This is a genomic window from Catenuloplanes nepalensis, assembly GCF_030811575.1.
GTDB classification, from domain to species: domain Bacteria; phylum Actinomycetota; class Actinomycetes; order Mycobacteriales; family Micromonosporaceae; genus Catenuloplanes; species Catenuloplanes nepalensis.
Genome location: NZ_JAUSRA010000001.1, coordinates 7338802 through 7364613, shown reverse-complemented (window position 1 = coordinate 7364613; position 25812 = coordinate 7338802). Strand labels below are relative to the sequence as shown.

The following is a 25812-nucleotide window of genomic DNA, read 5'->3' as shown; positions in this document are numbered from 1 at the left end:
ACGTCCGCTGGTGACAAACAGACCCTCGATCGGGGAGCGTTACGCCGATGGGCAGCATCGTCGCGGAGAACCGTAAGAGCTTGATGCTCTTCAGCGGCCGGGGTTTCCCGGAACTCGCGCAGGAGATCGGCAAGACCCTCGGGGTCGCGCCGACGCCGTCGGACTCGTACGAGTTCGCCAACGGTGAGATCTTCGTCCGCTTCAACGAATCGGTGCGCGGGTCGGACGCGTTCGTCGTCCAGTCCGTCACCGAGGGTGTCAACCGGTGGGTCATGGAGACCCTGATCATGGTGGACGCGCTGAAGCGAGGCTCGGCCAAGCGGATCACCGTGGTGCTGCCGTTCTACCCGTACGCGCGGCAGGACAAGAAGCACCGCGGCCGTGAGCCGATCTCCGCGCGCCTGGTGGCCGACCTACTGAAGACCGCGGGCGCGAACCGGATCCTGACCGTGGACCTGCACACCGCGCAGATCCAGGGCTTCTTCGACGGGCCGGTCGACCACCTGTTCGCGATGGACACGCTGGCGTCGTACGTCGAGACGAAGTACAAGGGCCGCCCGATGACCGTGGTCGCGCCGGACTCCGGCCGGGTGCGCGTCGCGGAGCGCTGGACGGACCGGCTGGGCGGCTGCCCACTGGCGTTCATCCACAAGACCCGCGACCCGCTGAAGCCGAACCAGGTGGTGGCGAACCGGGTGGTCGGCGACGTCGAGGGCCGGGTCTGCCTGATCGTCGACGACATGATCGACACCGGCGGCACGATCACGAAGGCCGCGGACATCCTGCACGACTCGGGTGCGGCGGACATCGTGGTCGCGGCGACGCACGCGCTGCTCTCCGACCCGGCCACGGAGCGGCTGAAGAACGGCCCGATCAGCGAGATCGTCATCACGAACACGCTGCCGCTGCCGCCGGAGAAGACGCTCGACAAGATCACCACGTTGTCGATCGCGCCGCTGCTGGCCCGCGCGATCCGCGAGGTCTTCGACGACGGTTCAGTGACCACGCTGTTCGGTGGCCTTTCCTAGGTTTAGACCTGTTTTTCCTGCTGGAAACCCTCCGCCGCTTCTGGCGGATGGTGTGAACTGACTCCGGTAGGACTGTCGCCGGCCGGGCTTCCGGCCGGCGACAGGGCGTTCGTGCGCACGGCGCTGAGCAGCCGGAGGGTGCGGAGCAGCGGGGGTCACGTCGGGGTGGCGAAACGCCGTGGGTAAACTGGTCAGGTTGCCACGGCGAGGGTGCCCTGCGGGCCGATGCTGACGAAGCACTGGCCGCATGGAGGCATCGTGATCGACGCGGTGTTCTGGGCCCTTTCTGAGCCCCGGGCCCGTGCCCAGCGCGCCTCTCGCCCGGCACCGCAGCCACTTCATCCGGTCATGATCGGGTGAGCATCGCACACGAGCCCGACGAAAGCATCAGGAGTTACTTCCGTGTCCGAGGTTAAGATCAGCGCCGAGCTTCGCACCGAGTTCGGCAAGGGCGGCGCCCGCCGCACGCGCCGTGCCGGCAAGGTCCCCGCCGTGCTGTACGGGCACGGCGAGAAGCCGCAGCACATCGCGCTCCCCGCCCGTGAGTTCGCCGCCGCCATCCGGCACGGTGGCTCCAACCAGGTCTTCGCGATCGACATCCCGGGCGGCAGCGCGATCCTCGCGCTCGCCAAGGCGATCCAGCGTGACCCGATCAAGGACTCGTTCGAGCACATCGATCTGATCATCGTGAAGCGCGGCGAGAAGGTCACCGTCGACATCCGGATCGTGCTCACCGGCGAGGCCGCGAAGAACACGCTCATCCAGCACGAGAACGACACGCTCTCGGTCTCCGCCGACGCGCTGCACCTGCCGGAGACCCTGGAGGTCTCGGTCGACGGCCTGGAGGCCGGCTCGCAGATCACCGCGGCCGACGTCCAGCTGCCGCAGGGCACCGAGCTGGTCGCGGACCCGTCGCTGATCATCGCGATCGTCTCCGCCGCGCCGACCGCTGCCGACCTGGAGGGTGACTCCGCCGAGGCCGGGGCTGCGGCCGAGTCGGCCGGCGCCGCCGAGTAAGACCTTTCGCTTTCGTCGCGAGCCATGTGAGGCGCCCGCTCCCCGGTAGTCCGAGGGGGCGGGCGTTTCCGCCTGAGAGGGAGTCATGACGGACCAGGTCGCCATCGACGACGCGCCGTGGCTGATCGTGGGCCTCGGCAACCCCGGTAAGGAGTACGCGGGGAACCGGCACAACGTCGGTTTCATGGTCGCCGAGCTGCTGGCGAAGCGGGTGGGCGGAAAGTTCGGCCGGCACCGGCGCGCGGTGGCGGACGTGGCCGAGGGGCGCCTCGGCATCGGCGGCCCGCGGCTGGTGCTGGCGAGACCGCTGACCTACATGAACCTCTCCGGCGGGCCGGCGGCCGCGCTGGCGCAGTTCTACAAGATTCCGGTCGAGCACGTGATCGCGGTGCACGACGAGCTGGACATCCCGTTCGGCGAGCTGCGGGCGAAGCGCGGCGGCGGCGAGGGCGGCCACAACGGGCTGCGCTCGATGTCGAAGTCGCTGGCCTCCAAGGAGTACGCGCGGGTGCGGTTCGGCGTGGGCCGTCCACCGGGCCGGCAGGACCCGGCGGACTACGTGCTCTCCGACTTCGCCGGCGCGGAGCGCAAGGAGCTGGAGTTCCTGATCGACCGCGCGGCCGACTTCACCGAGATGATCGTGGAGAAGGGGCTCGAACCGGCGCAGAACTACTACCACGGCCGTTGAAACCGGTCTCTATGGCTACATTTCTCCCCCGAATGGAGCCGTGACGCCGCCGGGTGATCGAGAGTTGGTCACCTGGGCGGGCCGGTAGCGCCGGCTCGTCATGCAGGCTGCGGGGGTGAGGCACGGTGGAGCAGGGGCGGGTGCGCGACGCGGACGCCACCTGGCCGGTGCTCTACCGGGTCACCCCGGACGGCATCCTGGTCGAGGAGGTCCATCCCCCGGACGTCTCGGCGCCGATGCCGGCCGCGCCGCCCCGGCAGCCCGCGAGGCCGGTCTCCGCGAGGCCGGTCTCCACGAGATCGCCGATGGACTGGCCGGACTGGGACGACCCGGCCGCCACCGTGTCGATGGAGCGGATCCAGGCCGCGTTCGACCGCACGGTCGCGCCGGTCAGCCCGGTCTCGGACGTGCCGTCGGCCGCACCGGAGCGGCAGCGGCGGCCGCTGCGGCGCACACCGGGCCGGCACGCCGCGACCTCCCGGCGGTACGGCTGGGAGGGCCGCTACGTGCGGCGGCTGCTCGGCGCGGATCTCATGGTCGGCGTGCTGGCCGGCGCACTCGCGTTCGGCCTGCGCTTCGGTCAGGTGGTCACCACCCGGAACTGGGCCTACGCGCTGCTGTCCGTACTGCTGCCGGTCGCGCTGATCGCGGTGCTGGCGATCGGCCGCTGCTACGAACGCCGCTTCCTCTACGTCGGCATCGACGAGTATCAGCGGGTGATCCGGGCCGGGCTCGGGCTGACCGCGGCGGCCGCGATCGTCTCGTACGCGCTGGAACTGCCGCTGGCCCGCTCGTACGTGCTGATGGCGTTGCCGTTCGCCACCGCCGCCACCGTCTCGGTCCGCTTCCTGCTGCGCAAACGCCTGCACATGGCGCGTACCCGCGGGCAGTGCCTGCGCCGGGTCATCCTGGTCGGCCACGAGCTCGCCGTGATCCACATGAGCCGGCAGCTGCGGCGCGAGCGCTACCACGGGTACGAGGTCGTCGGCGCGTGCCTGCCGCCGCGGCACGACGGCGCGGTGGGCCTGCCGGTCTACGGCACGTTCGACGACGTGGCCGAGGCGGTGGACGCGGCCTCGGCCGACACCGTGATCGTGCTCAGCTGCCCGGAACTGGACGGCCAGGCGCTGCGCCGGCTGGCCTGGCGGCTGGAGCGCAACGAGGCCGACCTGATCGTGGCCAGCGCGCTGATCGACGTGGCCGGTTCGCGGACCACGGTCCGGCCGGTCGACGGCCTGCCGATGCTGCACGTGGACCACCCGCGGCTGGACGGCGCGACCCGGGTGGTGAAGGAGATCGTCGACCGGGCCGGCGCGGCCGTGTTGCTCCTGTCGAGCGCGCCGCTGCTGTTGTCGCTGGCCGCCGCGGTGCGCCTCGGCTCGGCCGGGCCGGTACTCTTCCGGCAGGTCCGGGTCGGGCGGGACGGGCGCGAGTTCGTGATGTACAAGTTCCGCAGCATGTACCCGGACGCGGAGGCCCGGCTCGCCGAGCTGCGCCACCTCAACGAGCACGACGGAGTGCTCTTCAAGATCCGTGACGATCCCCGGGTCACGCCGATCGGCCGCTGGTTGCGCCGGCTCTCCCTGGACGAGCTGCCACAGCTGCTGAACGTCCTGCGCGGGGAGATGTCGCTGGTGGGACCGCGGCCACCGCTGCCGGCCGAGGTCGCCGCGTACCCGGACGACGCCCGCCGCCGGCTGGTGGTCAAGCCCGGGATGACCGGACTGTGGCAGGTCTCCGGCCGCTCGGACCTCACCTGGGACGAGGCCGTGCGACTGGACCTGAGTTACGTGGAGAATTGGTCACTGTCACTGGATCTGACGATCCTGCTGCGTACGGTGGCCGTGGTGGCCCGTTCCTCCGGCGCCTACTGAGACGGCGCCCGCGAGGGGCTTCGAGGCGATTGGTGGACGAGGCATGAGTGAGAGTCAGGGCGGCGACAGCCCGCCGGTCATCGACGGTGCGTTCGCCCGGTGGCTGGCCGGTCGCGCCGGTCAGCTGCTGATGGAGGTGCGTGCGGAGGTCGGTCACGACGACCCGGCCGCGCTCAAGGCCGCCGGTGACAAGCGCGCCCACGACTTCCTGATGTCGGAGCTGGCCCGGCTCCGGCCGGCCGACGCGGTGCTCTCCGAGGAGCAGCAGGACGCGCGCGGCGTGCTGGCCGGCGGCGGCACCCGGCTGGACGCGGCGCGGGTCTGGATCATCGACCCGGTGGACGGCACGCGCGAGTTCTCCGAGGAGGGGCGCGCGGACTGGGCCGTGCACGTGGCGCTGTGGAGCGCGGACTGCCACCACCCGAGCCGGCTGGCCGCGGGCGCGGTGGCGCTGCCGGCCCAGCACCGGGTGATCGCCACGGACCACCCACCGGCGTACCCGCCGCTGCCGGTCGCGTCCGCCACCGGCGGGAGGCTGCGGCTGGCCGCGAGCCGGTCGCGCCCGCCGGCGTTCCTGAGCGCGCTGGCCGAGGAGATCGACGCGGAGCTGGTCCCGATGGGGTCGGCGGGCGCCAAGATCGCGGCGGTGATCAGCGGCGAGGTGGACGCGTACGTGCACGCCGGCGGCCAGTACGAGTGGGACTCGGCCGCGCCGGTCGCTGTGGCGACGGCCACCGGGCTGCACGCTAGCCGGGTCGACGGGAGTGCGCTGGAATATAACGGCGCCGATCCCCGCCTCCCCGACCTGGTGGTGTGCCGCAAGGATCTCGCTCCTCGGTTGCTTTCGGCACTCCGCGGACACTTGCGGGTACCGTGATGGACGAAATTCAGCACTTGACCAACCGGAAAGGTCGGGAATGAGCGAGCTTGCGAGCGAATCGGCAGCTCAGCGCCGCCCACAGCGCATCCGCAGCATCGAGGGGAATCAGGCATGAGTCAGACTCCCCAGACATATCGGGTTTCGCATCTGGATGCCCTCGAAGCGGAGAGCATCTTCGTGATGCGCGAGGTGGTCGCCGAGTTCGAGCGCCCGGCGCTGCTCTTCTCCGGGGGCAAGGACTCGATCGTGATGCTGCGCCTCGCGGAGAAGGCGTTCGCGCCCGCGCGCATCCCGTTCCCGGTGATGCACGTGGACACCGGCCACAACTTCCCCGAGGTGCTGGCCTACCGGGACCGCCGGGTCGCGCAGCTCGGACTGAACCTGGTGGTCGCGTCCGTGCCCGAGGCGATCGAGTCCGGCACGGTCCGTGAGCCGGCCGACGGCACCCGTAACCGCATCCAGACGCCGGTGCTGCTGGCCGCGCAGGAGAAGTACCGGTTCGACGCGCTGTTCGGCGGCGCGCGCCGGGACGAGGAGAAGGCGCGCGCGAAGGAGCGGATGTTCTCGTTCCGCGACGACTTCGGCCAGTGGGACCCGAAGAACCAGCGCCCCGAGCTGTGGTCGCTCTACAACGGACGGCACCAGGCCGGCGAGTCGATCCGGGTGTTCCCGCTGTCCAACTGGACCGAGCTGGACATCTGGCGGTACATCGAGCGGGAGCGGATCGAGCTGCCGAGCATCTACTACGCGCACGACCGCGACGTGGTGGTCCGCGACGGCATGCTCTACGCGGTGAACGAATACCTGAGGGCCCGCGAGGGCGAGGAGATCGTCACCAAGCGGGTGCGCTACCGGACCGTCGGCGACGCGTCGCTGACGGCGGCCGTGGAGTCGGACGCGGACACGGTCGAGAAGGTGATCGCGGAGGTCGCGGCCACCCGGCTGACCGAGCGCGGCGCGACCCGCGGCGACGACCGGGTCAGCGAGGCCTCGATGGAAGACCGCAAGCGGGAAGGCTACTTCTAGATCATGACTGCACCTGCTCCGGTGGCGGACGACTCCCGCACCGTGGACCTGCTCCGCTTCGCCACCGCCGGTTCGGTGGACGACGGCAAGTCCACGCTGATCGGCCGGCTGCTCTACGACACCAAGTCGCTCTTCACCGACCAGCTGGAGGCCGTCGAGGCGGTCTCCGCCGCGCGCGGCGACGAGTACACGAACCTGGCGCTGCTCACCGACGGCCTGCGGGCCGAGCGGGAGCAGGGCATCACGATCGACGTCGCGTACCGGTACTTCTCCACGCCGCGGCGGAAGTTCATCATCGCGGACACGCCCGGGCACATCCAGTACACGCGGAACATGGTGACCGGCGCGTCCACCGCGGACCTGGCGCTGATCCTGGTGGACGCGCGCAAGGGCCTGGTCGAGCAGTCCCGCCGGCACGCGTTCCTCTGCTCGCTGCTGCGCGTGCCGCACCTGGTCCTCTGCGTGAACAAGATGGACCTGGTCGACTGGGACCAGGAGGTCTACGAGAAGATCGCGGACGAGTTCACCTCGTTCGCGGCGAAGCTGGACGCGCCGGACCTGTCGGTCATCCCGATCTCCGCGCTGCACGGCGACAACATCGTCACCCGCTCCGAGAAGACGCCGTGGTACGACGGGCCGTCGCTGCTGCACCACCTGGAGCGCGTGCACATCGCCTCCGACCGGAACCTGGTCGACGTGCGCTTCCCGGTGCAGTACGTGATCCGCCCGCAGTCGACCACGGTCACCGACTACCGGGGTTACGCCGGTCAGGTCGCGTCCGGCGTGCTCAAGCCCGGCGACGACGTGCTGGTGCTGCCGTCCGGGATGACGTCGAAGATCGCGTCGATCGACACCGCGGACGGGCCGGTCATGCAGGCGTTCCCGCCGATGTCGGTGACGGTGCGGCTGGAGGACGAGATCGACGTCTCGCGCGGCGACATGATCTGCCGTCCGCACAACCAGCCGAACACGGCCCAGGACATCGAGGCCATGATCTGCTGGATGGACGAGTCCCGGCCGCTGACCGTGGGCGGGAAGTACGCGATCAAGCACACCACGCGGAGCGCGCGGGCCGTGGTGCGCGGGCTGCAGTACCAGATCGACGTGAACACGCTGCACCGCAACGAGGGCGCGACCGAACTCGGGCTGAACGAGATCGGCCGGGTCCGGCTGCGCACCACGGTGCCGCTGCTCGCGGACGAGTACCGGCGCAACCGCACCACCGGCGGCTTCATCCTGATCGACGAGATCACGAACCGCACGGTCGGCGCCGGGATCATCCGCGAGGCGAGCTGACGCACGCGTGACGAGGGCCGTCCCGGGCAGGGGCGGCCCTTTTCCGTACCCGCGAATGTTTGAATGTGTTGACTCTTGAGCGATTCTGGTGGAACTATGATCGGAGCAGACTCGACCTAGGAGGTCACGGACGTGAAATTGCTCGTCACCGGCGGCGCCGGATACATCGGCAGTGTCGTCAGCCGGCTGCTGCTGGACGCCGGGCACGAGGTGACCGTTCTCGACAGCCTGATCACCGGCCACGCGGAGTCGGTCGCCCCGGACGCCACGTTCGTCGAGGCCGACATCAAGGACGCGGCCACGGTGCTCACGCCGGGCGCCGGGTTCGACGGCGTGCTGCACTTCGCCGGGCTGATCGCGGCCGGCGAGTCGATGGCCAAGCCCGAGCTCTACTGGCAGCAGAACGTGGTCCACTCGCTCGCGCTGCTGGACGCGGTGCGCGCGGCCGGCGTGCCCCGGTTCGTCTTCTCCTCGACCGCGGCCTGCTACGGCAACCCCACCGAGATCCCGATCACCGAGACCGCGGTGACGCTGCCGACCAGCACGTACGGCGCGACCAAGCTGGCCTTCGACATGGCGCTGACCTCGGAGGCGTTCGCGCACGATCTGGGCGTCACGTCGCTGCGCTACTTCAACGTGGCCGGCGCCTACATCCGCGACGACCGGGCGATCGGCGAGCGGCACGACCCGGAGACGCACCTGATCCCGATCGCGCTGCAGGTCGCGGCCGGCAAGCGGGAGAAGCTGACGCTCTTCGGCGCCGACTACCCGACGCCGGACGGCACCTGCGTGCGCGACTACATCCACGTGGAGGACCTGGCCCGCGCGCACCTGCTCGCACTGGAGACGTCGAAGCCGGGCGAGCACCGGTTCTACAACCTCGGCAACGGCCAGGGCTTCTCCAACCGCGAGGTGGCCGAGGCGGTCCGCGAGGTCACCGGCGCCGAGCTGCCGGTCGAGGTCGCGCCGCGCCGCGACGGCGACCCGGCGATCCTGGTCGCGTCGTCCGCGAGGGCGCGCGCCGAGCTGGGGTGGGTCCCGGCCAAGCCGACGCTGCAGGCGATGATCGGTGACGCGTGGACCTTCTACCGGGAGCACGTGGCAGCATGAGCGAGCTTCAGGATGTCGCACCAGACGGCCGTAAGCAGAGCGGAGAACCGGCGTGACCTTCGAGAAGATCTTCGGGGGTACGCCCGAGGGCACCTGGGTCGCGCCGGGCCGGGTCAACCTGATCGGCGAGCACACCGACTACAACGACGGGTTCGTGCTGCCCTTCGCCATCCCGCAGCGGACCGAGGTGTCCGCGGCACGGCTCCCCGGCACGTCGTGGGAGGCGTGGTCCGCACTCAACGGCGAGACCGTCCGCTTCACCGAGGACGATCTCACCCCCGGCGGCGTCCCCGGCTGGGGCGCCTACGTGGCCTCGGTCGTCTGGGCGCTGCGCGAGCGGGGTCACGACGTGCCCGGCGCCCGGCTGGCGATCACCTCGGACGTGCCGCTCGGCGCCGGCCTCTCCTCCTCCGCCTCGCTGGAGTCCGCGGTGCTCGGCGCGCTCGTCGACCTCGGCGGCCTGGACGTGCCGATCGAGGAGCGGCCCGCGATCGCGCAGCTCGGCGAGAACCGGTACGTCGGGATGCCCAGCGGGATCCTGGACCAGTCCGCGTCGATCCGCTGCCGCGAGGGCCACGCGCTGTTCCTGGACTGCCGCAGTCTCCAGGTCGAGCACATCCCGTTCGACCTGGCCTCGGCCGGCCTGGCGATCCTCGTGATCAACAGCAACGCGCCGCACCAGCTGGTCGACGGGGAGTACGCGGAGCGCCGGGCGAGCTGCGAGGCGGCCGCGTCCGCGCTCGGCGTCGCCGCGCTGCGCGACGTGGAGCTCGGCGGGCTGGACGACGCGCTGGCCCGGCTGGACGACGAGGTGCTGCGCCGCCGGACCCGGCACATCGTCACGGAGAACGACCGGGTGCTGCGCACGGTCGAGCTGCTGCGCGCGGGCGACGTGCGCGGCATCGGCCCGCTGATGACCGCGTCGCACGCGTCCATGCGCGACGACTTCGAGATCACGGTCGAGCAGGTCGACCTGGCCGTCTCCGCGGCGCTTGCGGCGGGCGCGTTCGGGGCCAGGATGACCGGTGGCGGCTTCGGCGGCTGCGTGCTCGCGCTGGTCGAGACGTCCGCGGCGGACGAGGTGCGGGTCGCGGTGGAGAAGGCCTACGCGGCCCGCTCGTTCACGGCGCCCACCACGTTCGTCGCCACCGCGGCGCCGGGCGCTCACCGCCTCTGACTCCCTGCCCCGATCACGGCCTCACGCGAACGGCCTCACGCGAACGGCCCCGGGCGAGTGCCCGGGGCCGTTCGCGTGTCGCGCCCAGAAGGGCGGGCGCGTCAGTTGATCCAGAGTTTCTGCCAGGTGAGGCCGTCGGTGGAGAACGCGACGTAGCCGGAGCCGTAGAGGTTCTCCGCGACCCAGCCGGCCGTGGTGCGGCGCAGCTCGCCCACGTGCGGCAGCGAGCCGGCCAGCTTCGTGAACGTGGCGCCGTGGTCGGCGCTGACCCACCAGGTGGCGCCGCCGCTCGCGACCAGCAGCCGCCCGTCCGGCAGCGGCACCGCCTCGCCGGAGACGGACCCCGGCTTGCCGGTGGCGCCGGCCTCGCGCGTGGCGCGGAACGTCGCGCCGCCGTCCGCGGAGTGGTGGACGGCCAGCACCGCGTCGTCCTCGCCGGTGACGATCACGTAGACGTCCGTGCCGCGGACCGCGACCGAGATGCCCTCGACGCCGGTGGTGCCGAACGACCGCAGATCCCAGCTCTCGCCCGCGTCGTGGGTGACCGCGGCCGCGGCCCTGCCCTGGTGGTCGACGCCCGCGACCCACCACGCACGGGACGCGGTGGCGGCCGGCGCGACCCAGCGCACGTCCAGCTCCGGCTGGGTGGCCAGCGCGACCGCGCGGCCGCCGGTGGACAGCGCCGCCGTCCGGAACGCGCCGCTCTCGCCCTGGCGGCGGCACATGACGTCGCCGTCGGTCAGCGAGTTCGTGGAGGCCGGCCCGTTCGGCACGCGCGACCAGTCGCGCCCGGAGTTGCCGGAGACCAGCGACTCGGTGTCCGAGCTGAGCACCACGGTGCCACCGGCGAACGCGTTCAGCTCGGTGATCTCCAGGTCGGTGCCGACCGGGCTGGTCTCCCACCGCCGGCCGCCGTCCGTGGTCCGGGCCAGCGTGCGGGCGCAGTGCGGATCGCCGGTGCAGTCGTTCAGCACGTAGCCGGTGCTCTTGTCGACGAACGCGACCTGGCCGATGCGGCCCGGCAGGTCGGTGATGGCGGCGCCGTCCTCCAGGCCGATCAGCGTGATGCCGTCGCCGCTGATGACGGAGGTGTCCGGGGCCGGGCTCGCGGTGACCGGAGCCGGGACCGCGGCGATCGGTGCGTCCCGGTCGGCGCCGCCGAGCTGCGGGCGCAGCGCGACCGCGCCGCCGGTCAGAACCGCGAGCGTGGCGATCGCGGCGGTGGCGACGCGCCGGCGGCGGACGCGGTGGGCGTGCGCACGGGCTCGCAGCGCGCCGAGCGGCGGCTGCGAGATGCGGCCGAGCACGTCGTTGCGGGCGGCGTCGAGGCGCTCGTCCAGGGACGGGTCCTCAGCGGGCACGGACCACCTCCACCCCCGCGGCCGCGACCCCGGGAAGCGGGGTGGCCCTGCGTCGTACCGGTGCTGGTGTGGGCATGGTCTTCTCCGGCGCCTGCGGCGCCTGTTCTGGTGCGTGCCCGGGATAGTCCGCGAGCAGCTCGGACATCGCGGCCCGGCCCCGGTAGAGGCGGGACTTGACCGTGCCGGTGGGCAGATCGAGGAGCTGGGCGATCTCCTCGACCGGCAGGTCCGCGAAGTAGTGCAGCGTGATCACCTGGCGGTAGCCGGCCGGGATCCGGGCCAGCGCCGCGTGCACGTCCGGCCGCTCCGGGCTGGGCGGCGGCGCGACCGCCTCGACCAGCGGGCGGTCCCGGAGCAGGATCGTGTCGAGCAGCTTCCGGCGCCGCCAGCGCCGCCGGACCACGTTGATCGCGACGGTGCGCAGCCAGGCCTCCGGATTGTCCAGCGAGGTGAGCGTGCCCGGCCGGGCCAGGGCGCGCGCGAACGCCTCCTGCACCACGTCCTGCGCCTCGGTCAGATCCGTGGTGAACGCGTAGACCTGCGTCACGAGCCGCCGATAGCAGGCGTGGTAGATCTCGGTGAGGGCGCGCTCGTCATCGTCGCCGATCTCCTCGTCGCGTTGTGCCAGCAACCGTGGCCTCCCGGCGTCGTGATCACGTTAGTTGAACCTTCAACCTACTCTCTCCACGCAGGGTACGACCCATACCTGTGTGACAAGGTTCCCGGGGCGCTGACAGAATGGTGTCCATGTCCGAAACGCCGCGTCCCCGGGTGCTCTCCGGCATTCAGCCGACCGCCGACTCGTTCCACCTCGGCAACTACCTGGGTGCGTTGCGTAACTGGGTGCCGCTGCAGGACTCGCACGACGCGTTCTACTGCGTGGTCGACCTGCACGCGATCACGGTCGCGCAGGACCCGGCGGTGCTCCGTCAACGCACCCGCGTCTCCGCCGCGCAGCTGCTCGCGATCGGCCTCGACCCGGAGCGCAGCACGCTCTTCGTGCAGTCGCACGTGCCCGAGCACGCGCAGCTGGCCTGGGTGATGAACTGCCTCACCGGGTTCGGCGAGGCCGGGCGGATGACGCAGTTCAAGGACAAGTCGAGCAAGCAGGGCGCGGACAGCACGTCGGTCGGCCTGTTCACGTATCCGATCCTGCAGGCCGCCGACATCCTGCTCTACCAGGCGGACGCGGTGCCGGTCGGCGAGGACCAGCGGCAGCACCTGGAGCTGACCCGCGACCTGGCGCAGCGCTTCAACCACCGCTACGGGCAGACCTTCACGGTGCCGGCGCCGCACATCATCAAGGACACCGCGAAGATCACCGACCTGCAGGAGCCGACCGCGAAGATGTCGAAGTCGGCCTCGTCACCGAACGGCATCATCGAGCTGCTGGAGACACCGGCCCGGTCCGGCAAGAAGATCAGGTCGGCGGTCACCGACACCGGCCGCGACATCGTCTTCGACCCGGAGAACAAGCCGGGCATCTCGAACCTGCTGACCATCTACTCCGCGCTCACCGGCCGGACGATCGAGGACCTGACCGGGGCGTACGACGGTAAGGGCTACGGCGACCTGAAGAAGGACCTGTCCGCCGTGGTGATCGAGTTCGTCACGCCGATCCAGGAGCGCACCAAGGCCTACCTCGACGATCCGGCACAGCTCGACAAGGTGCTGGCCGCGGGCGCGGAGAAGGCGCGCGCGGTCTCGGCCGCCACGCTCGCGACGGTCTACGACCGCATCGGCTTCCTCGCGGGGAAGGCGTAGGTGCCGCACACCACCAGGGTCGGCGTCGCGGTCGACATCCCGGAGCCGTGGGGCAGCGTCCTCACGGCGCGGCGCGCGCAGGCCGGTGACCCGCAGGCCGCGTTCGTGCCCGCGCACGTCACGCTGCTCGGCCCGACCGAGGTCGACGCGGACGCGCTGCCCGCCATCGAGAAGCACCTGGCGGCGGTCGCGTCCGCGCACCCGTCGTTCGAGCTGCACCTGCGCGGCACCGGCACGTTCCGGCCGCTGACCCAGGTGGTGTTCGTCGCGGTCGCCACCGGCATCGGCGAGTGCGAGCGGCTGGCCTCGGCGATCGCGGCGGCCGACGAGATCGACCGGCAGCTGAAGTTCCCGTACCACCCGCACGTCACGATCGCCCAGGACGTCACGCCGGAGGCGCTCGACACGGCGTACGAGGACCTGGCCGACTTCGAGGCCCGCTTCGAGGTCGGCTCCTTCACGCTGTTCCTGCACGGCGGCGAAGGCGCCTGGCAGCCCCGACGCGACTTCCCGCTGCGCTAGTGCTCGGGCGGGCGCTCGGCCGGGTGCTTCGCGCGGTGGACGACGCCGTCGAGCGCGCCCGCCGGGCCAACCGCGTCCTCGACCACTTCTGGCTGGCCCAGGAGCGGTACGGCGAGGTGCTGGCCGGCCGGTGCGCGGCCGCGATCGCGTACTACTCGTTCTTCGCGCTGTTCGCGATCGGCCTGCTGGCGTACTCCGTCTTCGGGTTCCTGCTCAGCTTCGACCTGGACCTGTTCGACGCGGTCCGGCACTACCTGTCGCAGAACATGCAGATCATCGACCCGAACGCGATCCTGGACAGCCGCGGCCGGGTCGGCCTGATCGGCCTGGTCGGGCTGGTCTTCTCCGGGATCGGCTGGGTCGAGGCGATCCGCTCCTCGCAGCGGCTGATCTGGCGGCTCGACCAGCAGCCCGGCAACCTGATCGTCCGCCGCCTGGTCGACCTCGGCGTGCTGCTCGGCATCCTGGTCATGCTGGCCGCGTCGATCGTGGCGGTGGACGCGCTGGAGGGCCTGATCGGCTGGCTGGCCGGCGGGCTGAGCTTCCTCACCACGGCGTACTCCTGGCTGATGCAGTTGATGCTCAACATGCTGCTCGGCGCCGCGCTGCTGGTGGCCGTGCCCCGGCTGCGGATGACGCTGCGGCGGGTGGCGCCGCCGGTGCTCCAGGTCGGCATCGGCGTGACGCTGCTCAACACGGCCGGCCGCTACGTGATCGGGCTGGCCCAGCACAACCCGGCGTACACGGTCGTCACCGGCGCGGTCGGCCTGCTCGTCTACCTCTACCTGCTCAACCAGATGCTGCTGTTCGCGGCGGCGTGGGCGGCGACCAGCCCGCACGGAAAGGTGTGGGACTACTCCGGCGGCCCGGTCGAGAGCGAGGATTATTCAGCACGGTGGGGACCAGCGGACTGAGCCGCGGTTATCGGCGGATCGAGGGCGGCGCCGAATAAACCTCAATCATGACGGCGGCCGGCTCCACTTGGCATGATGAGGCCCATGGGGGCTTTGGTGACGCTTGACCTGCCGGACGACTCTCCGACGCTGGACCTGCCGTGGATCATCACGTTCGGGCCGCTGTCGGACGACGACGAGTGGGAGCCGGTGGTCTGCGGGCCGTACGAGCGGCAGCACGCGCTGGCGCTGGCCGAGTCGGTGGTGGCCGACGAGCAGCTGATGGCCGTGGTGGAGCCGCTGCTGCCCTCCACGGCCGCGACCGAGATCCGCGACGAGATCGAGAAGGCGCGACGGCTGGCCGAGGAGGAGCCGCCGCAGCTCGGGGACGAGAGCTTCGGCGACGCGGGCCTCTCCGGCCTGCTCGACGAGGACGGCCACGACCACGATCACCTGGAGGCGGCCGAGCCGCCCACGTCCGCGGAGATCAAGGCCGGCATGCGCCGGATCGCGGCGAAGCTCTCGGCCTGACGCCTCGCTTCCCGCCTGGCGACACTCGATCGTGGTTTCAGCCGGTCACGGCGAGTGTGGTGCGGGCGACCGCGGTGGAGCCGCGCACCACGAGTTCGGGGCGGAAGACGTACTCGGAGCGCGGTGCCGCGTGCCCGTTGATCTCGTCGACCAGCGCGCGCACCGCGGCCACCGCCATCGGAGCCACGGGCTGGCGCAGCGTGGTCAGCGGCGGGTCGGTGAACGCGGTCAGCGGTGAGTCGTCGAAACCCACCACGGACAGATCACCGGGTACGGAGAGCCCGCGCCGCCGGCCGGCCCGCACCGCACCCAGCGCCATCAGGTCCGAGCCGGAGATGATGGCGGTGACGCCCGCGTCCAGCAGCCGCGTGGTGGCCGCGTCGCCGCCCTCCACGCCGAACAGCAGCGACAGCGAGATCAGCGGGTCCAGGTCCGGCCCGGGCGTGCCGGTCAGCCGGGTCATGGCCGCGCGGTAGCCCTCGAGCTTGCGTCGCACCGGTGTGAACCGGTCCGGGCCGGAGATGAAGCCGATCCGCCGGTGGCCGAGCGCGACCAGATGCGCGACGGCCAGCTCGGCGGCGTCCCGGTCGTCGCAGGAGATGAACGGCGCGTCCACGTCCGCGGTGTAGCCGTTGATCAGCACGATCGGCAGCGGCCGGGTGGTGAGTCGCCGGTACCGCTCCAGGTCGGCCGTGGTGTCCGCGTGCAGGCCGGAAACGAAGACGATGCCGGAGACCTGGCGGTCCAGCAGCATCTCCACGTACTCGTCCTCGGTGACGCCGCCGGGCGTCTGGGTGCACAGGACCGGCGTGTAGCCGGTCTGGGACAGACTCGACTCGATCTCCTGCGCGAACGCCGGGAAGATCGGGTTGTTCAGCTCGGGCACGATCAGGCCGACCAGCCCGGCGCTGCGCTTGCGCAGGCGTGCCGGGCGCTCGTAACCCAGCACGTCGAGCGCGGTGAGCACGGCCTGCCGCGTGTCGCCGGCGACGCCCGGGCGGTCGTTCAGGACGCGGGACACCGTCGCCTCGCTGACCTGCGCCTGCTGGGCGATGTCCGACAGACGTGCGCGCATTCGAGAACAGTAACCCATCGCCGGGCCGGTCCGGGGCCTGCGGATATGGGTTGACCGGCGGCTCAGCGGTCCGTCCAGTGTGACGTTCCTGTTGCATACCGAACGCAGAGTGGCGGTAAGCTCACAACAGGCTGGTATTTGTGGAGTGTAAATGCTTCGATGTCCAGGAACGGCAGCCGCGCCGTCCTGATCGAAGGGCAGTGTGTATGACCAGCCACACCCCACGAGGGTTACGCAGGCTCAGTTTCGCCGGGTTAGCCGCGACCGCCGCCACGCTCGTGGTCGTGGCCTCGGCACCCACCGCCGCCTACGCGGCGGAGATCCCCGGCGTCGACGAGATCGTGCACAGCGACAACCTCACCCAGCTCGCCAACGTGCCGAAGTCGGCCGCGTTCAGCCAGCTGAACTCCGACCTGGCATTCCAGGGGAAGTACGCGTTCTCCGGCAACTACAACGGTTTCGTCGTCTACGACATCAGCGTCCCGACGGCGCCGGCGGTCGTCAGCGAGGTGCTCTGCGTGGGTGCGCAGAACGACATCTCCGTCCTCGGCAACCTGCTGTTCCTCTCCACCGACTCGTCCCGCAGCGACGACTCGTGCAACAGCACGGCTCTCCCGGCGTCGGACAAGAACGCGTGGGAGGGCATCAAGATCTTCGACATCACCGACAAGGCCGCGCCGAAGTACATCAAGTCGGTCGAGACCAGCTGCGGGTCGCACACGCACACGCTGATCCCGGGCAAGAAGGACGCCTACCTGTACGTCTCGTCGTACTCGCCGTCCTCGACGTACCCGGACTGCCTGCCGCCGCACGACGCCATCTCGATCATCAAGGTGCCGCTGAGCAAGCCGACCGACGCCGCGGTGATCTCCGCGCCGAACCTGTTCCCGGACGGCGGTAACCCGGGCGGCAACGGCAGCTCCTCGACGACCGGCTGCCACGACATCACGGCGTACCCGGCGAAGAAGATCGCGGCGGGTGCCTGCATGGGTGACGGCATCCTGCTGGACATCTCGAACCCGGAGGCGCCGGTGGTCACCGAGCGCGTGCGGGACCTGACGAACTTCGCGTTCTGGCACTCCGCCTCGTTCAACAACGCCGGCACGAAGGTGGTCTTCACCGACGAGCTGGGCGGCGGCGGGCTCGCCACCTGCAACCCGGAGATCGGGCCGAACCGCGGTGCGGACGCGATCTACGACCTGACCGGCGGGAAGCTGGAGTTCAAGAGCTACTTCAAGATCCCGCGTGAGAACGCGTGGAACGAGAACTGCGTGGCGCACAACGGGTCGATCATCCCGGCGTTCGGCCGGGACATCCTGGTCCAGGCGTGGTACCAGGGCGGCGTCTCGGTCTGGGACTTCACCGACTCGGCCAACCCGGTCGAGCTCGGCTACTGGGAGCGCGGCCCGCTGAGCACCACGCAGACCACCACCGGTGGATCGTGGTCGGCGTACTACTACAACGGCCTGATCTACTCGAACGACATCGCGAAGGGCTTCGACGTGCTGAAGCTCGACGACCCGATCACGAACAGTGCCCGGGCCGTCCGGTTCAGCGAGCTGAACGTCCAGACGCAGCCGCAGTACCCGGCCTGTGACACGGTGCTGCGCGACGCGTCCCGCGGCGTCTCCGTCAAGCGCGGGGTGACCTGCGTCGACGGCGGCACGATCCGCGGCAAGGTGGAGATCTCGAAGGGCGCCACGCTGCTGGCGTACGACGCGACCGTGGCCGGCGACGTGCGGGTCACCGGCGGCGGCACGTTCTCGCTGCTGGACAGCAGCATCGCCGGCGACGTCTGGGCCGACGAGCTGGCCTCGGTGTACGTGGCGGGCAACCGGATCTCCGGTGACCTGGACGTGCACGACACCTCGGGCGCGGTCGTCATCTCCGGCAACACGATCGGCGGCAGCCTCGAGTGTGAGTACAACAAGGTCGCTCCGGTCAACGACGGTGTGAAGAACACCGTCGACCACCGCGAGAAGGGCCAGTGCTTCACGCTGTAGCCGCAACGCCGTGACGGGCCCGCTCCCAGCCGGGGGCGGGCCCGTTCGCCGTCGCGGCGGCCGACGCCGTCTCAGGGCGTGGGCGCACTGCCTCACGGCGTGGGCCGCACTGCCTCACGGCGTGGGCCGCACTGCCTCACGGCGTGGGCCGCACTGCCTCACGGCGTGGGCCGCACTGCCTCACGGCGTGGGCCGCACTGCCTCGGCGGCCGGCGGCGACGTCTCGGTGACCGGGCGGCGGGAGGCGGCGGCGATCCGGGCGATGGTGACCGCGCCGATGGCGACCCAGACGATGTTCAGCACGGCGGACGGCCAGGCGCCGAAGAACGCGGAGTTGACGGCGAGCGCGAGGCCACCGGCCAGGTTCAGCACCTGGAACCGCCAGCCGTCGCCGGTCAGCCGTTTCGTGGAGACCAGCGCGTACGCCAGCAGCAACACACCGGCACCGGCCCAGCCGAGAATCGAGATGATCGCATTGGTCATGGCCTCGATGCTCGCGGTCGGCACGCCGACGCGGAAGCCTGACGTTCGCGAGCGAACGGTGGGCCCGGCCGCGACCGGTGGCACCACACTCGCGCCCGCTTTGCTCTGCTTACCTGCATGAAACGCCCTGAAGCGGACACCCGTCCGACCGCCCCGCCGTGTGCATTTTGGTCGATTGATGCAGGTAAGCAGAGCAAACCGGGGCGGCAGGCGGTGGTGTCGTGTGCTGTTCGGCCGGTTTCGTGCGGGTAAGCAGAGCAAGGCCGGGGCGGCAGGCGGTGGTGTCGTGTGCTGTTCGGCCGGTTTCGTGCGGGTAAGCAGAGCAAGGCCGGGGCGGCAGGCGGTGGTGTCGTGTGCTGTTCGGCCGGTTTCGTGCGGGTAAGCAGAGCAAGGCCGGGGCGGCAGGCGGTGGTGTCGTGTGCTGTTCGGCCGGTTTCGTGCGGGTAAGCAGAGCAAGGCCGGGGCGGCAGGCGGTGGTGTCGTGTGCTGTTCGGCCGGTTTCGTGCGGGTAAGCAGAGCAAGGCCGGGGCGGCAGGCGGTGGTGTCGTGTGCTGTTCGGCCGGTTTCGTGCGGGTAAGCAGAGCAAAGCCGCGGCGGCGGGCGGCGTGGTCGTGCGTGTTCGCTCTGCATACCTGCGCGAATCGCCTCGAAATGGGCGCTGGAGGGCTGGGGTCAGCCGATGATGATGGCGGCCATTCGGTCGATCTCGACGCCCTGTTCGTGGGCGACGGAGGTGGCGGTCTGCAGGACCCAGGTGTTCTCGCCGCCGCGGAGGGCCTCGTTGGCCATGGTGATCGCGCCGGCGTGGTGGTCCGTCATCATCTCGACGAAGCGGCGGTCGAACTCGTCGCCGGACAGGGCGGCCAGCTCGGCCATTCGCTCCGTGCTCTGCATGCCGGGCATCGTGGCGTGATCGTAGCCGGGGAGGTCCTCGCCGAGGCGGTGCTGGCGCAGCCAGCCGCGGAATGAGCCGAGCTCCAGCGCCTGGGTGTCCGAGACGCGCTCGGCCAGTGCGGCGAGCTGCGGGTTGACGGCCCGCCCGGGGGCCAGGGCGGCGATCTCCAGGGCCTGCTGGTGGTGCGGGATCATCTTGCGCAGGAAGTCGGCGTCGGCCTGGTTCCACGGGTCGGTGGCGCCGGGTGCCTCGGCGCCGGGCGGAGGTGGCGTGGGCAGGACGACCTGGGCGGACTCGCCTGGGCGGCCGGGCTGGATGGCCGAGCGCTGCGGCGCGGGGGCGGCGCTGGACGCGGCCGGGGCGGCGCGGGGGCCGTCATCGTCCGATGTGGACGCGAACGTGATGCCGGTGACCGCGATCGCCAGTGCCGTGATCGCTCCGGCACCGATGAGGACCCGCCGGTCCGTCGGTCGCATGAGGACTCCCCGGGGTGGTCGGCCTGCCGTCGTATCCACCCGATCCTATCCGTCGCCGCGCACTGACCGGTAGTGATCGATTCCGCATAGTTGAAAGATCCTCGGCGGTGCGGCGGGGAAGTGCGGGAGCCGGATGGGAGGCGTCGTCCGTACCCTCGGGGGAATTTGATCTTGAAGAGTTGTCGCGTTTCCGGTTGGTAAATCTTTCACGGTGGCCGGGAGGTGTTCGGTCACTGTTGTGTCACGGCGGGCCGGAGGTATCCGGGCGACATGTGGCGAATTCACCCACGGAGCCCCGGATCGGCGGTGCAATGTTGATCAGGAGAGTTACGTGCGGGTAACGGTGCTCCAACAGGTCGTGCACGGTTGTCTAACCCGTGACCTGCGGCAGCGTACGCTCTCCGTCTCGTGGGATTCACCGCCCGTGGTGCGGTGTGCGGAGCTTGGAAGGAGACCCTCTTGCGCGCTGCGCGTGGGATTCAGATTCTTGCGGTGCTGGCGGCCTCCGGGCTCGCCCTCTCCGCGTGTGGCGAGGCTCCGGAGGAGAACGCCGCCGGTGGTGGCGACGCCCCCGCCTACAGCACCTGCATGGTCACCGACACCGGTGGCATCGACGACAAGTCGTTCAACGCGTCCGCCTGGGCCGGCCTGGAGGCCGCCAAGGCCGAGGCCGGCAACATCAGCACGAAGTTCACCGCGTCCAACGCGATCGCGGACTACGAGCCGAACCTGACCGACTTCGCAGCCCAGAAGTGCAGCCTGATCCTCGCGGTCGGCGGCCTGATGACGGACGCCACAGCGAAGATCGCCGCGGCGAACCCGGACTCGCAGTTCGCGATCGTCGACTCGGCCATCGCGGACGCGGCGAACGTCTACCCGCTGCAGTTCGACACCGCGCAGGCGTCGTACCTGGCCGGTTACCTGGCCGCGGGCTACTCGAAGTCCGGCACGGTGGCGACCTACGGCGGCATGAACATCCCGCCGGTGACCATCTTCATGGACGGCTTCGTCGACGGCGTCGCGAAGTACAACGAGGTCAAGGGCAAGTCCGTCAAGGTGCTCGGCTGGGACAAGGCCACCCAGAAGGGCACGTTCGCGGACGACTTCACCAGCCAGGCCAAGGGCAAGGCGATCTCCGACACGTTCGTCGGCCAGGGCGCGGACGTGATCCTGCCGGTCGCCGGCGGCACCGGGCTGGGCACCGCGGCCGCGGCCACCGAGTCCGGCGGCAAGTACAGCGTGATCTGGGTCGACTCGGACGGCTGCGAGGTCGCGGCGCAGTACTGCTCCGCGTTCCTGAGCACGGTCGTCAAGAGCGTCTCCGGCGGCGTGAAGGACGCGGCGCTGAAGGGCTCGAAGGGCGAGAAGCTGGACGCGGCCGTCGGCTACAAGGGCACGCTGGAGAACGGTGGCGTCTCGCTGGGCGCCTACCACGAGTTCGACAGCAAGGTCCCGGCCGAGCTGAAGGCGGAGATCGAGAAGCTCAAGGCGGACGTCATCGCCGGCACGATCAAGGTCGAGTCGGCCGCCGCGCCCAAGTGATGATCTGATAGCCGTAGTTCCCGGCCGCCGCGCGGAGATCCGTGCGGCGGCCGGACCGGATGTGCCCTCCGGCGGGGCCGCCGGGCACCCGCGCGCCGGGTGTCCCGCAGCATCGCCGGCCCGAACACCGCCTCGCCCCCCAGCGGCCACCAGCCGCCGAGGCGCCGGATCCAGGAGGTCCGCCCTGAAGCTTGAACTGCGTGGCATCACCAAGCGGTTCGGTGACCTGGTCGCCAACGACCACATCGACCTGACGGTGGAGCCGGGAGAGATTCACGCCCTGCTGGGCGAGAACGGCGCGGGCAAGTCGACGCTGATGAACGTGCTCTACGGGCTGCTACAGCCGGACGAGGGCGAGATCGTGGTCGACGGGAAGCCCGTGCAGATCAAGGGCCCCCGCGACGCGATCGCGGCCGGCATCGGCATGGTGCACCAGCACTTCATGCTGGTCCCGGTCTTCGACGTCGCGGAGAACGTCATGCTCGGCGCCGAGCACGTCCGGGGCGGCCGGCTGGGCTGGCTGGACCGGCGCCGGGCGCGCAGGGAGATCAAGGACGTTTCCGAGCGGTACGGGTTGCGTGTCGACCCGGACGCGCTGGTCGAGAACCTGCCGGTCGGGGTGCAGCAGCGCGTCGAGATCATCAAGGCGCTCACCCGCAACGTGGACCTGCTGATCCTGGACGAGCCGACCGCCGTGCTCACGCCGCAGGAGACCGAGGAGCTCCTCGCGGTCATGCGCACGCTCAAGGAGTCCGGCAAGTCGATCGTCTTCATCACCCACAAGCTCCAGGAGGTGAAGGCGATCGCCGACCGGATCACCGTGATCCGGCGCGGGCGGACCGTCGGCACCGCGTCCCCGGAGGCGAGCAAGGACGAGCTGGCCGCGCTGATGGTCGGCCGTGACGTGGTGCTCGAGGTGCGGAAGGAGCCGGCCACGCCGGGCGAGCCGGTGCTGGAGGTGTCCGGGCTGACCGTCCGGGACGACCGCGGCACCGTGCAGGTCGCCGGCGTGGACCTGACCGTGCGGGCCGGCGAGGTGCTCGGCATCGCGGGCGTGCAGGGCAACGGCCAGACCGAGCTGATCGAGGCCCTGATGGGCCTGCGCGAGATCGAGGGCGGCACGGTCACGCTGGCCGGTGCGCCGATGGCCGGCCGCACCACCCGGCAGGTGCTGCGGGCCGGCGTCGGCTACGTGCCGGAGGACCGCAGCGCCGACGGTGTGGTCAAGGAGTTCTCCGTCGCGGAGAACCTGGTGCTGGACGTCTACGACCAGGCGCCGTACGCCCGGGGCATGGTGCTGAACCCGGAGCGGATCGCGGCGAACGCGGCCGAGCGGATCGAGAAGTTCGACGTCCGCACGCCGTCCGCGGACGCGCCGGTCGGCACGCTCTCCGGCGGCAACCAGCAGAAGGTGATCGTGGCCCGGGAGATGTCCCGGCCGCTCAAGCTCTTCATCGCCTGCCAGCCGACCCGCGGCGTGGACGTCGGCTCGATCGAGTTCATCCACGCGCAGATCGTGCACGAGCGGGACATCGGTACCGCCGTGCTGCTGGTCTCCAGCGAGCTGGACGAGGTCATCGGGCTCGCGGACCGGATCGCGGTCATGTACCGGGGCCGGATCCTGGCGATCGTCGGCCCGGACACCCCGGTGGAGAGGATCGGCCTGCTGATGGCCGGCGTTACAGAGGACGCGGCATGAAGGTGGAAGAGTCCCGGCGTGAGCTCACCGCCGGGCGGATCGTGACGGCGATCTGGTCGGCGAACACGGTCACCGTCACGGTGCTGGCGATCATCGCGGCGCTGCTGATCGGCGCCGTGCTGATCATCCTGTCCGACCCGGACGTGCTGGCCACCTACGGCTACTTCACGGCCCGGCCGGCGGACGCGCTGACCGCGAGCTGGGAGCTGGTCAGTGAGGCGTACGCGAACCTGTTCAAGGGCGCGATCTTCGACCCGGACGCCACGTCGGCGACGACCGCGCTGCGGCCGATCTCGGAGACGCTCACCTACGCGGCGCCGATCGTGTTCACCGGCCTCGCGGTCACGCTGGCGTTCCGCGGCGGCCTGTTCAACATCGGCGCACAGGGCCAGGCGATCATGGGTTGCATCGCGGCCGCGCTGGCCGGCTTCCTGATCCCGCTGCCGATCGGCGTGCACCTGGTGATCGCGCTGGTCGCGGGCGCGGCCGGCGGCGCGTTCTGGGGCTTCCTGCCGGGCATCCTGAAGGCCCGGTTCGGCGCGCACGAGGTGATCACCTCGATCATGCTGAACTACATCGCGGCGCTGTTCCTGGGCTGGATCATCATGCAGCCCGGCGTGCACGACCCGAACCGGCAGGACGCGATCAGCAAGCCGGTCGAGTCCTCCGCGCACCTGCCCGGCCTGCTCGGCGGCGACCAGCGCGTGCACCTCGGCATCGTGCTGGCCGCGTTCGCCACCTGGGGCGTGTCCTGGCTGCTGAACCGCTCGACGTTCGGCTTCGAGCTGCGCGCGGTCGGTGCGAACCCGGACGCGGCGCGGACGGCCGGCATCAGCGTCACCGCGACGTACGCGATGCTGATGACCGTCTCCGGCGGCCTGGCCGGTCTCGGCGGCGCCACCCAGGTGCTCGGCACCGGTTACGCGCTGAACCCGCTGGTGATCGCGAACATCGGCTTCGACGGCCTGCTGGTCGCGCTGCTCGGCCGCGGCAAGCCGTGGGGCGTGCTCTGGGCCGCGATCCTGTTCGGCGCGCTGCGCGCGGGCGGCAACCGCATGCAGTCCTATGCCAGCGTCTCGCTGGAGCTGGTCACCGTGCTGCAGGCGCTCATCGTCATCTTCATCGCGGCGCCCGCCCTGGTGAAGGCCATCTTCCGGCTCCGGGCCGCGCGTGCCGCCCGGCTGTCCACCAGCATCGCGAAGGGTTGGTGACCATGTCCACGACCCTTCTCACGGTGGACGACCTGGCGCCCGCTAAGTACTGGACGAGGGAGCGCCGCATCGGCGCCGTACTGTGCGTCATCGGCCTGCTCGCCGCGGCCGGGTTCGCGCTGCTGGCCGAGTCCGCGCCGGCCCGGTTCACGCTCGGTGAGGACGCCACCGGCGCGGCGCTCAGCGTCAACGGCAAGGTCGGCGCGGCCGTCTTCGGCGCGCTCACCGTGGCCGCGGGCGCGGGCCTGCTGGCCGGCGTGGCGCGGCGGTGGTCCAACGTGCTGCTGGTAGCCGGCGTGCTCGGCTTCGTGCTGTCGTTCCTGTGCTGGCAGGTGGCCGGCAACTTCCTGCCGCTGGTCGGCACCGCGAGCAGCTCGCTCGGCCTGGCCGTACCGCTGATCCTGGGTGCGCTCTGCGGCGTGCTCTGCGAGCGCACCGGCGTGGTCAACATCGGCATCGAGGGTCAGCTGCTGATGGGCGCGTTCGGCGCGGCGCTGATCGGCACGATGACCGCGAGCGTCTGGCTGGGCGTGCTCGGCGCGATCACCGGCGGCGTGCTGATCGCGGCGCTGCTGGCCGTGCTGGCGATCCGGTTCCTGGTCGACCAGGTGGTGATCGGCACGGTGCTGAACCTGCTGGCGCTCGGCGTGACCGGCTTCCTCTACGAGCGGCTGATGCAGACCGACGCGGCCGCGTTCAACACGCCGCCGCGCATGCAGAACCTGCGGATCCCGGTGCTGGCCGACATTCCGGTGATCGGGCCGGTGCTGTTCGACACCAGCCCGCTGGTCTACATCGCGCTGATCGGAGTCGCGGTCCTGCACTTCGGGCTGGCCCGGACCCGGTGGGGCCTGCGGACCCGCGCGGTCGGCGAGCACCCGACCGCGGCCGACACGGTCGGCATCCGGGTGCGCGGTACCTCAACGTGCTGCTCGGCGGCGTGGTGGCGGGACTCGGCGGTGCGTTCTTCACGCTCGTGTCGACCGGCGCGTTCGGCAAGAACATGACGGCCGGGGCCGGCTTCATCGCGCTGGCGGCGCTGATCTTCGGCGGTTTCCGGCCGGTGGGCGCGCTGCTCGCGGCGCTGTTCTTCGGTTTCGCGAACACGCTGGCGATCTATCTGAGCGCGATCGGCAGCCCGGTGCCGAGCCAGTTCCTGAACATGCTGCCGTACATCGCGACGATCGTGGCGGTGGCCGGTCTGGTCGGCCGGGTGCGCGCGCCGGCCGCGGACGGTAAGCCCTACGTCAAGAGCTAGCCG

21 protein-coding genes and 2 pseudogenes are annotated in these 25812 nt (G+C 70.8%); 18 read left to right on the top strand and 5 right to left on the bottom strand.

Annotated features, from left to right (window positions below; all coding sequences use genetic code 11):
* The first annotated feature begins 47 nt into the window (after positions 1–47).
* The 9 genes from J2S43_RS31700 to galK all read left to right on the top strand — a co-directional run bounded on the left by J2S43_RS31700 (position 48) and on the right by galK (position 10096).
* A complete protein-coding gene (locus tag J2S43_RS31700) occupies positions 48–1028 on the top strand; it encodes a ribose-phosphate diphosphokinase (protein ID WP_306835270.1) in 981 nt (326 codons plus the stop codon).
* Positions 1029–1430: 402 nt separating this feature from the next.
* Complete coding sequence (locus tag J2S43_RS31695) at positions 1431–2045, top strand: 50S ribosomal protein L25/general stress protein Ctc (RefSeq protein ID WP_306835269.1); 615 nt, start codon at positions 1431–1433, stop codon at positions 2043–2045.
* 85 nt (positions 2046–2130) lie between these two features.
* Positions 2131–2733 carry an aminoacyl-tRNA hydrolase gene (pth, locus tag J2S43_RS31690; protein ID WP_306835267.1) on the top strand — a complete coding sequence of 201 codons (603 nt, stop codon included), beginning with the start codon at positions 2131–2133 and terminating at the stop codon, positions 2731–2733.
* A gap of 125 nt (positions 2734–2858) precedes the next feature.
* Positions 2859–4607 (top strand): sugar transferase, encoded by a 1749-nt coding sequence (locus J2S43_RS31685; RefSeq protein ID WP_306835266.1) that lies wholly within the window; start codon positions 2859–2861, stop codon positions 4605–4607.
* A 43-nt stretch (positions 4608–4650) separates the two neighbouring features.
* Positions 4651–5484, top strand: coding sequence for a 3'(2'),5'-bisphosphate nucleotidase CysQ (locus J2S43_RS31680; protein ID WP_306835265.1), 834 nt, complete (start codon positions 4651–4653; stop codon positions 5482–5484).
* Positions 5485–5598: 114 nt separating this feature from the next.
* Entirely contained in the window at positions 5599–6513 is a 915-nt protein-coding gene (gene cysD / locus J2S43_RS31675) for a sulfate adenylyltransferase subunit CysD (protein ID WP_306835264.1), read from the top strand.
* A 3-nt stretch (positions 6514–6516) separates the two neighbouring features.
* Positions 6517–7809: a sulfate adenylyltransferase subunit CysN gene (gene cysN, locus J2S43_RS31670; protein ID WP_306835263.1), complete on the top strand. Its 1293-nt coding sequence runs from the start codon at positions 6517–6519 to the stop codon at positions 7807–7809.
* Between the two features lie 132 nt (positions 7810–7941).
* Complete coding sequence (gene galE / locus J2S43_RS31665) at positions 7942–8919, top strand: UDP-glucose 4-epimerase GalE (RefSeq protein WP_306835262.1); 978 nt, start codon at positions 7942–7944, stop codon at positions 8917–8919.
* Between the two features lie 52 nt (positions 8920–8971).
* Positions 8972–10096, top strand: a complete 1125-nt coding sequence (gene galK, locus J2S43_RS31660) for a galactokinase (RefSeq protein ID WP_306835260.1) — start codon at positions 8972–8974, stop codon at positions 10094–10096.
* Between the two features lie 101 nt (positions 10097–10197).
* Here the strand turns inward: galK and J2S43_RS31655 are convergent, their stop codons facing one another.
* Positions 10198–11457, bottom strand: coding sequence for a WD40/YVTN/BNR-like repeat-containing protein (locus tag J2S43_RS31655; protein WP_306835259.1), 1260 nt, complete (start codon positions 11455–11457; stop codon positions 10198–10200).
* Positions 11447–12088, bottom strand: coding sequence for an RNA polymerase sigma factor (locus tag J2S43_RS31650; RefSeq protein WP_306835258.1), 642 nt, complete (start codon positions 12086–12088; stop codon positions 11447–11449). The genes J2S43_RS31655 and J2S43_RS31650 overlap by 11 nt, the downstream gene beginning before the upstream one ends.
* Positions 12089–12204: 116 nt before the next feature.
* On the opposite strand from J2S43_RS31650, the gene trpS reads away from it, so the two are divergent.
* From trpS to J2S43_RS31630, 4 genes are all read left to right on the top strand, one after another.
* The gene (gene trpS, locus J2S43_RS31645) at positions 12205–13221 is read left to right on the top strand and encodes a tryptophan--tRNA ligase (protein WP_306835257.1); all 1017 of its coding nucleotides are present in this window, start codon (positions 12205–12207) and stop codon (positions 13219–13221) included.
* Positions 13222–13743, top strand: coding sequence for a 2'-5' RNA ligase family protein (locus J2S43_RS31640; RefSeq protein WP_306835256.1), 522 nt, complete (start codon positions 13222–13224; stop codon positions 13741–13743).
* Positions 13744–13778: 35 nt separating this feature from the next.
* Positions 13779–14657 carry a YihY/virulence factor BrkB family protein gene (locus tag J2S43_RS31635; RefSeq protein ID WP_306835255.1) on the top strand — a complete coding sequence of 293 codons (879 nt, stop codon included), beginning with the start codon at positions 13779–13781 and terminating at the stop codon, positions 14655–14657.
* 84 nt (positions 14658–14741) lie between these two features.
* Entirely contained in the window at positions 14742–15167 is a 426-nt protein-coding gene (locus J2S43_RS31630; protein ID WP_306835253.1) for a hypothetical protein, read from the top strand.
* A 37-nt stretch (positions 15168–15204) separates the two neighbouring features.
* On the opposite strand, the gene J2S43_RS31625 is transcribed toward J2S43_RS31630, so the two are convergent.
* A complete protein-coding gene (locus tag J2S43_RS31625) occupies positions 15205–16260 on the bottom strand; it encodes a LacI family DNA-binding transcriptional regulator (protein WP_306835252.1) in 1056 nt (351 codons plus the stop codon).
* 188 nt (positions 16261–16448) lie between these two features.
* On the opposite strand from J2S43_RS31625, the pseudogene J2S43_RS31620 reads away from it, so the two are divergent.
* Positions 16449–17819, top strand: a pseudogene (locus J2S43_RS31620) (LVIVD repeat-containing protein); the annotation flags it as partial.
* A 606-nt stretch (positions 17820–18425) separates the two neighbouring features.
* On the opposite strand, the gene J2S43_RS31615 reads toward J2S43_RS31620, so the two are convergent.
* Both J2S43_RS31615 and J2S43_RS31610 read right to left on the bottom strand, forming a co-directional pair.
* The gene (locus J2S43_RS31615; RefSeq protein WP_306835251.1) at positions 18426–18728 is read right to left on the bottom strand and encodes a CBU_0592 family membrane protein; all 303 of its coding nucleotides are present in this window, start codon (positions 18726–18728) and stop codon (positions 18426–18428) included.
* 672 nt (positions 18729–19400) lie between these two features.
* Complete coding sequence (locus tag J2S43_RS31610; RefSeq protein ID WP_306835250.1) at positions 19401–20099, bottom strand: DUF305 domain-containing protein; 699 nt, start codon at positions 20097–20099, stop codon at positions 19401–19403.
* A gap of 477 nt (positions 20100–20576) precedes the next feature.
* On the opposite strand from J2S43_RS31610, the gene J2S43_RS31605 reads away from it, so the two are divergent.
* The 4 genes and pseudogenes from J2S43_RS31605 (at position 20577) to J2S43_RS31590 (ending at position 25809) form a co-directional block, all read left to right on the top strand.
* Positions 20577–21641 (top strand): BMP family lipoprotein, encoded by a 1065-nt coding sequence (locus J2S43_RS31605; RefSeq protein WP_306839575.1) that lies wholly within the window; start codon positions 20577–20579, stop codon positions 21639–21641.
* A gap of 184 nt (positions 21642–21825) precedes the next feature.
* A complete protein-coding gene (locus tag J2S43_RS31600) occupies positions 21826–23340 on the top strand; it encodes an ABC transporter ATP-binding protein (RefSeq protein ID WP_306839573.1) in 1515 nt (504 codons plus the stop codon).
* Positions 23337–24551 carry an ABC transporter permease gene (locus J2S43_RS31595; protein ID WP_306835249.1) on the top strand — a complete coding sequence of 405 codons (1215 nt, stop codon included), beginning with the start codon at positions 23337–23339 and terminating at the stop codon, positions 24549–24551. Before J2S43_RS31600 ends, J2S43_RS31595 begins: the two co-directional genes overlap by 4 nt.
* A 2-nt stretch (positions 24552–24553) precedes the next feature.
* A pseudogene (locus J2S43_RS31590) lies at positions 24554–25809 on the top strand (ABC transporter permease).
* Positions 25810–25812: the final 3 nt, after the last annotated feature.

Bases quoted from the DNA above. Each gene is read 5' to 3' on its own strand.
- J2S43_RS31700 (WP_306835270.1), top strand. From the start codon at position 48: ATGGGCAGCATCGTCGCGGAGAACCGTAAGAGCTTGATGCTCTTCAGC.
- pth (WP_306835267.1), top strand. From the start codon at position 2,131: ATGACGGACCAGGTCGCCATCGACGACGCGCCGTGGCTGATCGTGGGC.
- J2S43_RS31680 (WP_306835265.1), top strand. From the start codon at position 4,651: ATGAGTGAGAGTCAGGGCGGCGACAGCCCGCCGGTCATCGACGGTGCG.
- cysD (WP_306835264.1), top strand. From the start codon at position 5,599: ATGAGTCAGACTCCCCAGACATATCGGGTTTCGCATCTGGATGCCCTC.
- cysN (WP_306835263.1), top strand. From the start codon at position 6,517: ATGACTGCACCTGCTCCGGTGGCGGACGACTCCCGCACCGTGGACCTG.
- trpS (WP_306835257.1), top strand. From the start codon at position 12,205: ATGTCCGAAACGCCGCGTCCCCGGGTGCTCTCCGGCATTCAGCCGACC.
- J2S43_RS31630 (WP_306835253.1), top strand. From the start codon at position 14,742: ATGGGGGCTTTGGTGACGCTTGACCTGCCGGACGACTCTCCGACGCTG.
- J2S43_RS31625 (WP_306835252.1), bottom strand. From the start codon at position 16,260: ATGGGTTACTGTTCTCGAATGCGCGCACGTCTGTCGGACATCGCCCAG.
- J2S43_RS31615 (WP_306835251.1), bottom strand. From the start codon at position 18,728: ATGACCAATGCGATCATCTCGATTCTCGGCTGGGCCGGTGCCGGTGTG.
- J2S43_RS31610 (WP_306835250.1), bottom strand. From the start codon at position 20,099: ATGCGACCGACGGACCGGCGGGTCCTCATCGGTGCCGGAGCGATCACG.
- J2S43_RS31595 (WP_306835249.1), top strand. From the start codon at position 23,337: ATGAAGGTGGAAGAGTCCCGGCGTGAGCTCACCGCCGGGCGGATCGTG.